The organism is Cupriavidus sp. PET2-C1 (genome assembly GCF_054515855.1).
Genome location: NZ_CM137259.1, coordinates 4,129,774 through 4,143,337 on the forward strand (window position 1 = coordinate 4,129,774; position 13,564 = coordinate 4,143,337).

The following is a 13,564-nucleotide window of genomic DNA, read 5'->3' on the forward strand; positions in this document are numbered from 1 at the left end:
AGCGATCTGCAATCTGCGATCTGCGATTTGCGCGCTCAGGCGTGCTGACGCGTTCGCTGGCGCCGCATCCGGCGATAGAGCGCCACGTACACCGCCAAGTTGAGCGCCAGCACCACGGCGCCAAGCACCATCTGGATCTCGCGCGTGAGGCCCTCGGGATAGATCAGCGCCAGCACGTAGTGCTGCACGAAATCCCCGCCATAGGCTTGCTGCCCCGCGCGCTGGCGCAGCGCATTTTCCAGCGGCGTGAGCGGGCAGATCCATCCGCTCCACTCCACCACCACGCCCCAGGCCGCTGCCGGCAGATGCAGCCAGGCCATGCGCGGCCAGCGCAGCACCAGCAAACCGCCCAGCATGACGAAGACAATAAAGGCGAGGTGAAAAAGGACGACCGCGTCCGCGAGCCACGCCGCCATCATCGTCCTTGCCGCCCGGTCCAGTAGCCAGGCACCGCGAACGCCGCCTTCAGGTGCTCGATAAAAAAACGGATCTTTGCCGGCACCGGCCGCTGCTGCGGGTACACCGCAAGGATGTCGTAATCGGGCAGCGCGTACTCATCCAGCACCGTGATCAGCTCGCCGCTCTCCAGCTGCGGCAGGATTTCCCAGGTGGAGCGCCAGCCCAGCCCCAGGCTCTCGCCCGTCCAGCGATGCAGCAACTCGCCGTCGTTGCAATCCAGGTTGCCATTGACGCGCACCGTCACCGTCTTGCCGTCCTGCTGGAAATACCAGCCGCGCTGCTGGCCGCCCTGCAGGTTGAACGCCAGGCAGTTGTGCTGCGCCAGGTCGTCCAGCGTCTGCGGCACACCGTGGCGCGCGAAGTAAGCCGGCGTGCCGCACACCACGCGCTTGTTGGTCGCCAGCTTGATCGCGACAAAGTTCGGATCGATGGCCCCGCCGATGCGGATGCCCACGTCATAGCCCTCGCGCACGAGGTCCACCACGCGGTCGGTCAGGTTGAAGGAAATCTGCACCTCGGGGTTCGCCGCCAGGAACGCCGGCGCATGCGGCGCCACATGCTTGCGCCCGAACGCCGCCGGGGCCGACACGATCAGGTGGCCGGTCGCCTTGTGCTTGCCCTCGGCGATCAGCATCTCGGCCCGGTCCAGGTCCGCCAGGGCCTTCTTGCACTGCTCCATGAACGCCGCGCCCTGCTCCGTCACCACGATGCGCCGGGTTGAGCGGTGCAGCAGCTTCACGCCGATGCGCGCTTCCAGCGCATTGATGCGGCGCCCGATCATCACCGGCGTCACCCCCTGCGTCAGCGCGGCGGCGGCCATGCTGCCGTGTTCGATGACGGCGATAAAGGCTTCGATCTGTTTTAGCTTGTCCATGCTGTGTGTCTCCTGGGCATCATTGTGGCGCATTTGACGACGGCGGGCATGTGCTGGGGGCTATGGGGGCGATTTGGGTGGGGGTATGAGGCATAAGGCATGAGGCATGAGGCGGGAGGCCCGGACTTGAGCGCCGCCATCGGGCCATTCGTATCCGATCAAGCGCTCGGGCGCTCGGGCAATGCATCACTGCACTCACCTGCCCGCACGCACCGCGGGCCGTCCTCGCGGCATCGTTTGCGCGCAGCGCCGTACCTCCTTGCTGAATTCGGCGCAGGCGTGAGTCATCAGGTCTTCCGAGCGGTAGACGAGGAACACGCGGAACTCGGGTAGTTCGTCGCTGATCGGCAGGCGAACCAAGGTCGAAGGATCGAGCCGCAGCGGGCCGGTGCCGTCGAAGACGAAGTCGGACCACATGCTGATCAGGTCGGTGCGCGTGGCCAGCTGCAGGCCGAGCAGGTTGGAGGCGCTCTGCACCACGCGCTTGGGCATGTCGAGGCGGTGCAGCCGCATCACGCTGGCGAGCGGGCTGCCGGGGTCGTCGAGCGGGTCGAGGACGAGCCAGTCGGCGTCGAGCAGCGGCCGCAGCCGGCGTACCCGCCGCAGCGGATGGCCAGCGCGCACGGCCAGCGACATTCCGGTGGAAAACAGCGGTTCCCACTGGAAGGCGCCGGTGCCGGGGCCGCTGTTGGTGGAGATCAGGCCGAGGTCGAGCCGGCCTTCGCGCAGGCCTTCGAGGATCTGTTGCGGGCGCAGCTCGGAGCCGCGCAGCGCGACGTTGGGAAAGCCCTTGCGGAACGCGGCCATGGCGTCGGGCAGCGGGCCGCTGGAGGCCACGGCGGTGAAGCCGATGTTGAGCTGCGCGTCGGCGTGGCCGCGGATGGCTTCGATGTCTTCCAGCGCATGCCGCAGTTCCTGCTCCACCAGGCTGGCGCGCTTGACCAGCGCCACGCCGTAGGCGGTCAGGCTGACGCCGCGCACGGAGCGCGACATCAGGGTGACGCCGAGTTCGCGTTCCAGCTCGGCGATGGCTTTGGACAGCGCCGGCTGCGACACATGGAGGCTGCGCGAGGCTTCGTGGATGCTGCCGTGCTGGGCCACTGCCAGCAGGATGCGTAGTTGCTGCAGCTTCATTTTGGCTCTTCCTCCTTTGTGTTTTCCCTGGCGCCCCACAACGGTGCGCGCCGCCCCGCGGCCGTGCGCCGAGCGCCGTTGGCGGCACTACGGCGCGCACCCGGTGCTGCGCCGCGAATGCCCCATGGCACAAGGCTTCTCGGTACTTGTACCGATAGCGGTGCGACGGTGGTTATGACGGCGATGCCATTTGGTTATCAGGATGAAAATATATGATTTTTGGCTTGCCGTGTTTGCCTCAATACTTCATCGCCAGGGAGTCCCCACATTCCCGCGATGGATGCCCGGCAGCCGCCGGCCTCCACGCCCCCCCTCAACCAGTTCGTGGAGATCCGACATGAACGATGCCACCCTGCCTGCGGCGCCCTCGCTGGCCCCTTCCCAGGCCACGCCCGCAAGCCCGGCGCGCCAGAGCCAGTCCCGCCTGATCGCCGCATGCTCGATCGGCAATGCGCTGGAGATGTACGACTTCACCGTCTACAGCTTCTTCGCGCTGCTGATCGGCAAGCTGTTCTTTCCGTCCGATAGCGCATACGGCTCGCTGCTGCTGGCGGTGGCGACCTTCGGCATCGGCTTCGTGATGCGGCCGCTGGGCGGCTTCGTGATCGGCAACTACGCGGACCGCCGTGGCCGCAAGGCGGCGATGACGCTGACCATCGGGCTGATGGTGGTTGGCACGATGTGCCTGGCGTTCGCCCCGACCTACGCGTTCGCTGGCTGGTTCGGGCCGGTGATGATCGTGGCCGGACGCCTGCTGCAGGGCTTTTCGCTGGGCGGCGAGATTGGCGCTTCCACCGCCATGCTGATGGAGTCCGGCGGCGTCAAGGGGCGCGGCTTTCGCGTCAGCTGGCAACTCGGCAGCCAGGGCATCGCGGCGACGCTGGGCGCGCTCACGGCCGCCATTCTTTATGGCGTGCTGCCACAGGCTTCGCTGGAAAGCTGGGGCTGGCGCGTGCCCTTCGTGCTGGGCCTGCTGATTGCGCCCGTGGGGCTGTATATCCGCGCTCACCTGGACGAGACGCACACGGCCGAGGCGCACGCGCCCAGCCCGCTCGGCACGCTGTTCCGCGAGCATGGCGGCATTGTGGTCAAGGGCATCCTGACCATCATCGGCGGCACGGTCGCCACCTATCTGGTGGTGTACTTCATGCCCACCTACATGATCCGCGAACTGCATCTGCCGCCGTCGCTGTCGCTGCTGTCGGGCTGCGTGACGGGTGTGGTTTGCCTGGTGATGTCGCTGGTAGCCGGCACGCTGGCCGACCGCCTGCCGCGACGCAAGCCGCTGGTGCTGGGCTCGATGGCCTTTACGCTGGTGTGCCTCTATCCCGCGTTCTGGCTGATGACCCATTACCCGAGCGTGCCGCTGGTGCTGTCGCTGTCCGCCTTGCTGACCGCCAGCGTCTACCTGGGCTCCACGCCGATGCTGCTGATGATGATGGAACTCCTGCCGGCCCGTGTGCGCGCCAGCGGCCTGTCGGTGATCTATGCGGTTGGCGTGACGGTGTTCGGCGGCTCCTGCCAGTTCATCGTCACCTGGATGCTGGCCAAGACCGGCAACCCGATGGCGCCTGCCTTCTACATGATGGCCTGTGGCGCGGTGACCATCCTCACGGTGCTGACCATCCGCGAAAACGCCCAGGCGCATTGAGCGCTTCGCTCCTCTACCGGCCAGGCTGGCCAACTTGCAGAAAAGGATAAACACATGACCCGCGAACCGACCCTGACGCCCTTCCAGCTGCTGCCGCACCTGCTGCCGGCGATTCAGATCGATGCCGAGACCTTTATCGGCATCCGCCGCCAGATCCACGCCCAGCCTGAGCTCGGCTTCGAGGTTGGCGCCACCAGCAAGCTGGTGGCCACCTTGCTGGAGAGCTGGGGCTACGAGGTACACACGGGCATCGGCAAGAGCGGCGTGGTGGGGCAGTTGAAGCTGGGCAACGGCAAGCGCCGCCTGGGCATTCGCGCCGACATGGATGCGTTGCCGGTCGTCGAGGCCACGGGCCTGCCGTATGCCAGCAAGATCCCGGGCAAGATGCACGCGTGCGGCCACGACGGCCACACCGCCATCCTGCTGGCCGCCGCCAAGGCGCTGGCGGATAGCCGCGATTTCGATGGCACCCTCAACCTGATCTTCCAGCCCGACGAGGAGAACCTCTGCGGCGCGCGCGCGATGATCGAGGATGGCCTGTTCGCGCGTTTCCCGTGCGATGCCGTGTTCGCCTTGCACAATATGCCAGGCGTGCCCGCCGGCACCTTCCGCGTGCTGCCCGGCCCGGTGAGCTTGTCCTCCGACGTGGCCGACGTGACCATCAAGGGCGTGGGCGGGCACGGCGCCATGCCGCACCGCGCGCGTGACCCGATCGCGGCGTCGGCAGCCATCGTCACCGCGCTGCAGACGGTGGTGGCGCGCAATGTGGCGCCGGACGATACGGCCGTGCTATCGGTGGGCTTTATCCGTGGCGGCGCCACGCACAACGTGATTCCGGAATCGGTCACGCTGGGCCTGAACGTGCGCGCGGCGCGCCCGGAGACGCGCGCGCTGGTGGAGCAGCGCATTCGCGAGATCGTCAGCCTGACCGCGCAGGCGCACGGCGTGGAAGCGCACATCGACTATCGCCAGCTCACGCCGCCGATGGTCAACACGGTGGCCGAAACAACGCTGGCGCAGCAGGTTTGCGCCGAACTGGTCGGCACGGACAACGTCGTGACGCAAGCCCCCAAGGGCCTGAACGGCAGCGAGGACTTTGCGTGGATGCTGAACGAGGTGCCGGGCTGCTACCTGATCCTCGGCAACGGCGAAGGCGAGTTTGGCGGCTGCATGGTGCACAACCCGGGCTACGACTTCAACGACCAGGTGCTGCCGCTGGGCGCGGCTTGCTGGGTCCGGCTGGCCCAGACTTACCTGGCGGGCTGAGGCAGTGGAGGCAGCGTGGGCGGACCCGCTGCTGCGTGGTCCGCGGCATCCTCCTCAGGCGAGGTGGCGGCTGCATCCCCGGGCGCGCTTGCCTGGAGGACTTCGGGCGGTACCGGCGCCGGAGATGGGACTGCGGATGCGGGCGCTGCAATGGGTACGGCGGCGGCCACTTCCGGTGCCGCCGGGCGCCGCGCCGGCGCTTTATTGCCCAACTGCGCGCTGATCTCCGCCGCTTCGCCCAGCACGTAGGCAAGCCGGCGCAACGGCCGGCTGACCTGCAATTGCAGGAAGACCGCCAGCGCCGCGCCCGACACGAAGACAAGGCCGTAGAGCGACAGCAGCGGCAGCAGGCTGCCGCCCTTGCGCGGCAGCTCGAACAGGCCCGTGACCAGCACCAGGGCTGCCGGGCTCACCGCGATCAGCAAGCCGATCGTCTTCGCCATGCCCTCCCACATCCGTAACTGCACGTCCACCCGCCGCGCCCTGGCACGCAGCGCCTGGGCCGGGACGCGCGCCAGCGAGCGCAGCAGCGCGCTCTCCGCCTCATCGTGCCGGTCGACCTGATCGGCCAATGCCCCGAGCGGATCGCGCAGTCTGCGCGCGAGCGCCGGCAGGTGCGTGAGCAGCAGCGCCGCCAGCCCCGCCACGCTGCCGCCCAGCAGGCTATAGACCAGCCGCGCCAGCCATGGCGCCGGCGTCTGCTTGATCTGGTACTTGGTGTACAGCACCGCGCCGGCCACTAGCAGCGCAGCCACCGAACAAGCCCAGAACAGCGCCAGCAGGCCCCGTTGCAGCCGCATCAGGTTCATGGCGGCCGCGGGCGAACCGGCGGTATCGGATGCGGCGGGCGGCTTGCGCTTGAGCGCGTCAAGCAGCTCGCGGGTGGGAGGGAGCCTGGTAAGCATGGCAGTCTGGTTGGCAATAGGTGGTTCCCGCGCCATGCCCTGGCACTGATACTGGCACTGGCGCAATACCCGCACATTGTCGCCATTTAGCCGGTGCGCAGGGTGCGCGCCGGGGCCGTCGGGCGGCCTTTTCCCGCAAATTCCCACGTATCGTTGCCGTCACACAACGTCGTTCGATGACACTCGCCAGACCGCGTCGGGCGGCCGTGTTTTCTGCCTCGGGCGTCCTGATTCGATATCACGAGTATCGAATCAACTGATCTCCCTTCCCTTTATCCCAACCCGCTTGCGGGAATAGCATGGGCTCCAACAGTGATTCGCAGCCATCCATAGCCATTCACAAAACATCGCATCAACGATTGGAGACAGACATGCCGAAGATGAGAGCAGTTGACGCGGCCATCGCCGTGCTGGAAAAAGAAGGTATCACCACCGCGTTCGGCGTGCCCGGCGCCGCCATCAACCCGTTCTACTCGGCCATGCGCCGGGCCGGCACCATCGACCATTTCCTGGCGCGCCACGTGGAAGGCGCCTCGCACATGGCCGAAGGCTACACCCGTGCCGAAGCCGGCAATATCGGCGTGTGCATCGGCACCTCGGGCCCCGCCGGCACCGACATGATCACCGGCCTGTACTCGGCCTGGGCTGACTCCATCCCCATCCTCTGCATCACCGGCCAGGCGCCGCGTGCGCGCCTGTACAAGGAAGACTTCCAGGCCGTCGACATCGAATCGATCGCCAAGCCGGTGACCAAGTGGGCGGTGACCGTGCGCGAGCCGGCGCTGGTGCCGCAAGTGTTCCAGCAAGCCTTCCACCTGATGCGCTCGGGCCGCCCGGGCCCGGTGCTGATCGACCTGCCGTTCGACGTGCAGGTTGCCGAGATCGAGTTCGATCCGGAAACCTATCAGCCGCTCGCCCCGTACAAGCCGGTTGCCTCACGCCCGCAGATCGAGAAGGCCATCGCCATGCTCAACGCGGCCGAGCGCCCGCTGATCGTGTGCGGCGGCGGCGTGATCAACGCCGACGCGGCCGAGCTGCTGGTTGAGTTCGCCGAGCTGGTCAACGTGCCGGTAGTCCCCACGCTGATGGGCTGGGGCGTGCTGGCCGACGACCACCCACTGCAAGCCGGCATGGTTGGCCTGCAGACGTCGCACCGCTACGGCAACGCCACGATGCTGGCATCGGACTTCGTGCTTGGCATCGGCAATCGCTGGGCCAACCGCCACACCGGCAGCGTCGAGGTCTACACCAAGGGCCGCAAGTTCGTGCACGTGGATATCGAGCCTACCCAGATCGGCCGCGTGTTTGGCCCGGACCTGGGCATCGTCTCCGACGCCAAGGCCGCGCTGGAACAGTTCGTGGAAGTGGCGCGCGAGATGAAGATGGCCGGCCGCCTGCCGTGCCGCAAGAGCTGGGTGGCGGACGTGCAAAAGCGCCGCCGCACCATGCAGCGCAAGAGCGATTTCGACAACGTGCCGGTCAAGCCGCAGCGTGTGTACCGCGAGATGAACCAGTACTTCCCGCGCGATGTGCGTTACGTGTCCACCATCGGCCTGTCGCAGATCGCCGCCGCGCAGTTCCTGTCGGTCAACGAGCCGCGCCACTGGATCAACTGCGGCCAGGCCGGCCCGCTGGGCTGGACCATTCCTGCCGCGATCGGCGTGAAGGTGGCCTCGCCGGAATCGGACGTGGTGGCCATCTCTGGCGACTACGACTTCCAGTTCATGATCGAAGAACTGGCCGTGGCCGCGCAGTTCAAGGTGCCGTACATCCACCTGGTGGTGAACAACTCCTACCTCGGCCTGATCCGCCAGGCGCAGCGCAATTTCGAGATGGACTACTGCGTGCAGCTGGCCTTCGACAACGTCAACTCGCCTGAGCTCAACGGCTACGGCGTGGACCACGTGAAGGTGGTGGAAGGCCTGGGCTGCAAGGCGATCCGTGTGTTCAAGCCGGAAGACATCGCGCCGGCCTTTGCCGAAGCGCGCGACCTGATGGCCGAATTCTCGGTGCCGGTGGTGGTGGAAGTGATCCTGGAGCGCGTGACCAATATCGCGATGGGCACCGAGATCGACAACATCAACGAGTTCGAGCCGATCGAAGACATCGAGGAAGCCATCCTCAAGGAAGAAGTGGAAACGGCGTAAGCACAGCAGGCTGACAAGCGCGGGCCACGAGCCCGCGCGCAGCGCTGCATCCCCGCTGTATCCCTTGATGCGCCCCCCAATCACCGCATCCGCGCGAGCGGAATCACAAGACAAGTCATCCGGAGACATCCATGCCAAAACTTGCCGCCAACCTGACCATGCTGTTCAACGAAGTGGCCTTTCTCGACCGCTTTGAAGCCGCCGCGCGCGCGGGCTTCCGCGGCGTGGAGTTCCTCTTCCCCTACGCCTTCCACGCCGACCAGATCGCCGACCGGCTCAACCGCTTCCAGCTCGACCTGGTGCTGCACAACCTGCCGGCGGGCAAGTGGGAAGCGGGCGAGCGCGGCATTGCCTGCCACCCGGACCGCGTGAGCGAATTCCAGGACGGCGTGGGCGAGGCAATCAAGTACGCCAAGGTGTTGGGCGTGCGCCAGCTGAACTGCCTGGTCGGCATCCAGCCGCAGAACGTCAAGCAGGATCAGGCACAGGAAACGCTGGTGGAAAACCTGCGCTTCGCGTCGCGTGCGCTCGCCGCCGAGCAGATCGACCTGCTGGTCGAGCCGATCAACACGTTCGACATCCCCGGCTTCTTCCTGTCGCGCACGCAGCAGGCGCTGGACCTGATCGCGCAGGTCAACGCGCCCAACCTCTACGTGCAGTACGACATCTATCACATGCAGCGCATGGAAGGCGAAATCGCCGCCACGCTCAAAGCCAACCTGCCGAAGATCAAGCACGTGCAACTGGCCGACAACCCGGGGCGCAATGAGCCGGGCACCGGCGAGCTGAACTACCACTTCCTGTTCAAGTGGCTGGATGAGATCGGCTACGGCGGCTGGGTCGGCTGCGAGTACAAGCCGCGCACGACCACCGTCGAAGGCCTGGGCTGGCGCACGGAACACGGCGTGCAGTAATTGTTGCTCATGCTGCGAGCGCGCGGCGCAGGTTTGCTCCCCTCTCCCGCGCGGCGGGAGAGGGGCCGGGGGAGAGGGCGGGCGGTTGTTACGACGGCGTGCTGGAAAAAACCATTGGTTTCGGTTCCAGTGGCTCCTAGCTAAGCCACCCCTCTCCCCAACCCTCTCCCCCTGAGGGGAGAGGGAGTAAACACCGTCGTCGGCTCAAGCGGCATTGGCGCATCCTGTCGGCTTCGGCGAGCGCCTCGACTCGCGCAGCGGGACCGAAACGAACCATCGCATCACCAAAACAGATTTCAACATCCCATCAAGGAGACATCACATGGCAAACCAACGCAACGTCGGCTTTATCGGCCTGGGCATCATGGGCGCACCGATGGCGGGCCACCTGCGCGCGGCCGGCCACACGCTGTTCGTGCATGACGTGAACCCCGCACCGCAAGCGCTGGTCGATGCCGGCGTCACGGTCTGCACCAGCGCCGAGGAAGTCGCCAAGCGCGCGGACATCATCGTGATCATGGTGCCGGACACCCCGCACGTGGAAGCCGTGCTGTTCGCCGACAAGGGCGTTGCCGCCGCGCTCAAGGGCGCCGGCAAGGAAGCCGCGCACGGCAAGATCGTGGTCGACATGAGCTCGATCTCGCCGATCGCCACCAAGGACTTCGCTGCCCGCGTCAACAAGCTCGGCGCGGCCTACCTGGATGCACCGGTGTCCGGCGGCGAAGTGGGCGCGAAGGCCGCATCGCTGACCATCATGGTCGGCGGCCCGCAAGAATCGTTCGACGAGGTCAAGCCGCTGTTCGACCTGTTGGGCAAGAACGTGACGCTGGTCGGCGGCAACGGCGACGGCCAGACCACCAAGGTGGCCAACCAGATCATCGTGGCGCTGAACATCCAGGCCGTGTCCGAAGCGCTGCTGTTCGCCTCCAAGGCCGGCGCCGATCCGGCGCGCGTGCGCCAGGCGCTGATGGGCGGCTTCGCGGCTTCGCGCATCCTGGAAGTGCATGGCGAGCGCATGGTCAAGCGTACCTTCGATCCGGGCTTCCGCATCGAGCTGCACCAGAAGGACCTGAACCTCGCGCTGCAAGGCGCGAAGGCGCTGGGCGTGGCACTGCCCAACACCGCCACCGCGCAAGAGCTGTTCAACACCTGCGCCGCCAACGGTCTGGGCAAGCAGGACCACTCTGCCCTGTGCCGCGCCATCGAGATCATGTCCAACCATGAGATCGCCAAGGGCGGCGCCAAGTAAGCCAGCAGCACCATCATGGCCTGCCTCGGCAGGCCAGCATCACTCCCGGCCGCTCGCGGCCGGGAACGCAGCACTTCCGGATCCCGTCATGCTCGCCACCGATTCCTACCCTACCCTGCTGGCGCCCCAGCGCCCTGCCGGCCTCACCGATCCGCGCGCCCTGCTGCGCGACCTGTTCGATACCGCGGTTGCCGCCGTCAGCGCCAGCCATTGCCTGCCGCCCCAACTGCCCACGCCGCCCAAGGGCCGCACGGTGGTGATCGGTGCCGGCAAGGCCGCCGCCGCCATGGCGCAGGCTGTCGAGGCGCACTGGCAAGGCGAGATTTCCGGACTGGTTGTGACCCGCTACGGACATGGCGCGCCGTGCCAGCGCATCGAGGTGGTGGAAGCCGCGCACCCGGTGCCCGACGAGGCCGGCCAGCGCGCCGCGCAGCGCATGGTGGCACTGGTCAAGGACCTGACCGCCGACGACCTGGTGCTGTGCCTGATCTCCGGCGGCGGCTCCGCGCTGCTGGCCGCGCCGGCCGACGGCATCACGCTTGCCGACAAGCAAGCCGTGAACAAGGCGCTGCTAAAGAGCGGCGCCAACATCGGCGAGATGAATTGCGTGCGCAAGCACCTGTCGGCGCTCAAGGGCGGCCGGCTGGCATTGCACTGTGCGCCCGCACGCGTCGAGACCCTGTTGATTTCCGATATTCCCGGTGACGATCCCACGCTGATCGCCAGCGGCCCGACCCTGCCCGACGCCACCACCTGCGCCGACGCGCTGGCGGTGATCGCCAAGTACGGCATCGAAGTGCCCGCCAATGTGCGTGCCCACCTGGAGAGCGGCGCGGGCGAAACACCCAAGCCCGGCGATGCGCGCTTCGACGGCCATCGCAGCGTCACGCTGGCCACCGCGCAGCAATCGCTGGAAGCCGCGGCGGCGCGCGCGCGCGAACTGGGCGTTGAAGCCCACATCCTGTCCGACAGCATCGAGGGCGAATCCCGCGATGTGGCGCTGGTGCATGCCGCCATCGCGCGGCAGGTTGCACAGCATGGCCAGCCGTTCAGCAAGCCCTGCGTGATCCTGTCCGGCGGCGAGACCACGGTGACGGTGCGCGGCAGCGGCCGCGGCGGGCGCAATGCCGAATTCCTGCTCGCGCTCGCGGTCGCACTGGACGGCCTGCCGGGCGTGCATGCCATTGCCTGCGACACCGACGGCATCGATGGTTCCGAAGACAACGCCGGTGCGTTGCTCGCCCCCGATACGCTGACCCGTGCCGAGGCACGCGGGCTGTCCGCGCGCGCGCACCTTGGCAACAACGACGGCTACGGCTTCTTCGCCGGCCTGGACGACCTGATCGTCACCGGCCCGACCCGTACCAATGTGAATGATTTCCGCGCCATCCTGATTGTGTAGGCGAGCAAGCGGGTATGCCACGTGTTTGAACAACGGCGCGCCCATCGCGGCGCGCCGCCCGAGATTGGAAGAGGAGACAAAATGAGACGCCAGCGCAAAGCCAAGATCGTTGCCACGCTCGGACCGGCCAGCACCGACATCGATGTGATCCGCCAGTTGTTCGAAGCCGGGGCGGATGTATTCCGCCTGAACTTCAGCCACGGCTCGCACGACGACCACAAGCGCCGCTACGATGCCGTGCGCCAGGTGGAGGCCGAGACCGGCCGCCCCATCGCGGTGCTGGCCGACCTGCAAGGCCCCAAGCTGCGCATCGGCACCTTCGCCGCGGGCAAGGTGGCGGTCAAGGCCGGCGACGCATTCGTGCTCGACAGCGATCCCAGCCCGGGCGACGCCACTCGCGTGCACCTGCCGCATCCGGAACTGTTCCGGGTGGCCGCGCCGGGCCAGTCGCTGCTGATCGACGACGGCAAGGTGCAGTTGAAGATCGAGGCGGTGGCCAGCGGCAGCATTGCCACGCGCGTGGTCAACCATGGCACGCTGTCCGACCGCAAGGGCGTGAACGTGCCGGACGCCGTGATCCCGATCCCCGCCCTGACCGAGAAGGACCGCAAGGACCTCGACTTCGCACTGGCGCTGGGCGCTGACTGGATCGCGCTGTCGTTCGTGCAGCGCCCGGCCGACATCGTGGAAGCGCGCGAGATCATCGGCACCCGTGCCGGCGTGCTGTCCAAGATCGAGAAGCCCGCCGCGCTGCAGCAGCTCGAAGAAATCGTGCGCGTGTCCGACGCGGTGATGGTGGCGCGCGGCGACCTGGGCGTGGAACTGCCGCCGGAACGCGTGCCGGGCGTGCAGAAGCGCATCTTGCGCATCTGCCGCCAGCACGGCAAACCCATCGTCATCGCCACGCAGATGCTGGAATCGATGATCGATTCGCCGGTGCCCACGCGCGCCGAGGCGTCGGATGTGGCCAGCGCCATCTATGACGGCGCCGATGCGGTGATGCTGTCGGCCGAGTCGGCCAACGGCCGCCACCCCGTGCCGGCGGTGGCCATCATGAACCGCATCATCACCGAGGTCGAGCGCGATCCGCTGTACCGCAACCTGCTGGACGCGGGGCACGAGGCGCCGCTGTCCACCCGCCAGGATGCGATCTGCGCGGCGCTGCGCGAGGTCACGCAGATCATCGGCGCGGTGGCCACCGTGACCTACACCTCGTCGGGCTCCACCGCGCTGCGCGCCGCACGCGAGCGGCCGTGCGCGCCCATCGTCAGCATCACGCCGAACCTGGAAATCGCGCGGCGGCTGGCGCTTGCGTGGGGCGTGCATTCCACCGTGAGCCCGGACGTGCAAAGCGTGGACGAGATGGTGAATGCGGCAACCCGCGCGGCGCTGGCGGAGGGCTATGCCGAACCCGGCGACCAGATCACCATCGCGGCAGGCATGCCGTTTGGCCAGGGCGGCACCACCAACCTGCTGCGCGTGGCCGAAATCGGTGGCGCGGAGCCGGGCAAGGCGCAAGGACAAGCGGCTGCCAGCACGGCACCGGCGGTTACTGCCTGATAC

The 13,564-nt window shown here is 67.2% G+C and carries 11 protein-coding genes; 7 read left to right on the forward strand and 4 right to left on the reverse strand.

Going from position 1 to position 13,564, the window contains the following annotated elements; translation table 11 throughout:
• Window positions 1-35: 35 nt before the first annotated feature.
• From ACX12D_RS18775 to ACX12D_RS18785, 3 genes are all read right to left on the reverse strand, one after another.
• Window positions 36-419, reverse strand: a complete 384-nt coding sequence (locus tag ACX12D_RS18775; protein ID WP_441637412.1) for a DUF2784 domain-containing protein — start codon at window positions 417-419, stop codon at window positions 36-38.
• Window positions 416-1,333 carry a LysR family transcriptional regulator gene (locus ACX12D_RS18780; protein WP_441637410.1) on the reverse strand — a complete coding sequence of 306 codons (918 nt, stop codon included), beginning with the start codon at window positions 1,331-1,333 and terminating at the stop codon, window positions 416-418. The genes ACX12D_RS18775 and ACX12D_RS18780 overlap by 4 nt, the downstream gene beginning before the upstream one ends.
• 195 nt (window positions 1,334-1,528) lie before the next feature.
• A complete protein-coding gene (locus ACX12D_RS18785) occupies window positions 1,529-2,467 on the reverse strand; it encodes a LysR family transcriptional regulator (RefSeq protein ID WP_441637408.1) in 939 nt (312 codons plus the stop codon).
• 337 nt (window positions 2,468-2,804) lie between these two features.
• Between ACX12D_RS18785 and ACX12D_RS18790 the strand changes: the two genes are divergently transcribed.
• Both ACX12D_RS18790 and ACX12D_RS18795 read left to right on the forward strand, forming a co-directional pair.
• Window positions 2,805-4,118, forward strand: coding sequence for an MFS transporter (locus tag ACX12D_RS18790; RefSeq protein WP_459372252.1), 1,314 nt, complete (start codon window positions 2,805-2,807; stop codon window positions 4,116-4,118).
• A 54-nt stretch (window positions 4,119-4,172) separates the two neighbouring features.
• Window positions 4,173-5,384 (forward strand): M20 aminoacylase family protein, encoded by a 1,212-nt coding sequence (locus tag ACX12D_RS18795; RefSeq protein ID WP_459372253.1) that lies wholly within the window; start codon window positions 4,173-4,175, stop codon window positions 5,382-5,384.
• On the opposite strand, the gene ACX12D_RS18800 is transcribed toward ACX12D_RS18795, so the two are convergent.
• Window positions 5,369-6,289, reverse strand: a complete 921-nt coding sequence (locus tag ACX12D_RS18800; protein ID WP_459372254.1) for a hypothetical protein — start codon at window positions 6,287-6,289, stop codon at window positions 5,369-5,371. The two genes, ACX12D_RS18795 and ACX12D_RS18800, sit on opposite strands and share 16 nt — an antisense overlap.
• Before the next feature lie 371 nt (window positions 6,290-6,660).
• On the opposite strand from ACX12D_RS18800, the gene gcl reads away from it, so the two are divergent.
• The 5 genes from gcl (at window position 6,661) to pyk (ending at window position 13,561) form a co-directional block, all read left to right on the forward strand.
• The gene (gene gcl / locus ACX12D_RS18805) at window positions 6,661-8,436 is read left to right on the forward strand and encodes a glyoxylate carboligase (RefSeq protein ID WP_459372255.1); all 1,776 of its coding nucleotides are present in this window, start codon (window positions 6,661-6,663) and stop codon (window positions 8,434-8,436) included.
• A gap of 131 nt (window positions 8,437-8,567) precedes the next feature.
• Window positions 8,568-9,350 carry a hydroxypyruvate isomerase gene (gene hyi, locus ACX12D_RS18810; RefSeq protein WP_459372256.1) on the forward strand — a complete coding sequence of 261 codons (783 nt, stop codon included), beginning with the start codon at window positions 8,568-8,570 and terminating at the stop codon, window positions 9,348-9,350.
• A 301-nt stretch (window positions 9,351-9,651) separates the two neighbouring features.
• Window positions 9,652-10,599 (forward strand): 2-hydroxy-3-oxopropionate reductase, encoded by a 948-nt coding sequence (gene glxR / locus ACX12D_RS18815; RefSeq protein WP_459374062.1) that lies wholly within the window; start codon window positions 9,652-9,654, stop codon window positions 10,597-10,599.
• 88 nt (window positions 10,600-10,687) lie between these two features.
• Entirely contained in the window at window positions 10,688-12,001 is a 1,314-nt protein-coding gene (locus tag ACX12D_RS18820) for a glycerate kinase type-2 family protein (RefSeq protein ID WP_459372257.1), read from the forward strand.
• 81 nt (window positions 12,002-12,082) lie between these two features.
• Window positions 12,083-13,561 (forward strand): pyruvate kinase, encoded by a 1,479-nt coding sequence (pyk, locus tag ACX12D_RS18825; protein WP_459372258.1) that lies wholly within the window; start codon window positions 12,083-12,085, stop codon window positions 13,559-13,561.
• The last annotated feature ends 3 nt before the right edge of the window (window positions 13,562-13,564 follow it).

What these genes read in the sequence shown, in the direction of transcription:
- ACX12D_RS18775 (WP_441637412.1), bottom strand. Translation starts at nt 419, where the DNA reads ATGATGGCGGCGTGGCTCGCGGACGCGGTCGTCCTTTTTCACCTCGCC.
- ACX12D_RS18780 (WP_441637410.1), bottom strand. Translation starts at nt 1,333, where the DNA reads ATGGACAAGCTAAAACAGATCGAAGCCTTTATCGCCGTCATCGAACAC.
- ACX12D_RS18785 (WP_441637408.1), bottom strand. Translation starts at nt 2,467, where the DNA reads ATGAAGCTGCAGCAACTACGCATCCTGCTGGCAGTGGCCCAGCACGGC.
- ACX12D_RS18790 (WP_459372252.1), top strand. Translation starts at nt 2,805, where the DNA reads ATGAACGATGCCACCCTGCCTGCGGCGCCCTCGCTGGCCCCTTCCCAG.
- ACX12D_RS18795 (WP_459372253.1), top strand. Translation starts at nt 4,173, where the DNA reads ATGACCCGCGAACCGACCCTGACGCCCTTCCAGCTGCTGCCGCACCTG.
- ACX12D_RS18800 (WP_459372254.1), bottom strand. Translation starts at nt 6,289, where the DNA reads ATGCTTACCAGGCTCCCTCCCACCCGCGAGCTGCTTGACGCGCTCAAG.
- gcl (WP_459372255.1), top strand. Translation starts at nt 6,661, where the DNA reads ATGCCGAAGATGAGAGCAGTTGACGCGGCCATCGCCGTGCTGGAAAAA.
- hyi (WP_459372256.1), top strand. Translation starts at nt 8,568, where the DNA reads ATGCCAAAACTTGCCGCCAACCTGACCATGCTGTTCAACGAAGTGGCC.
- ACX12D_RS18820 (WP_459372257.1), top strand. Translation starts at nt 10,688, where the DNA reads ATGCTCGCCACCGATTCCTACCCTACCCTGCTGGCGCCCCAGCGCCCT.
- pyk (WP_459372258.1), top strand. Translation starts at nt 12,083, where the DNA reads ATGAGACGCCAGCGCAAAGCCAAGATCGTTGCCACGCTCGGACCGGCC.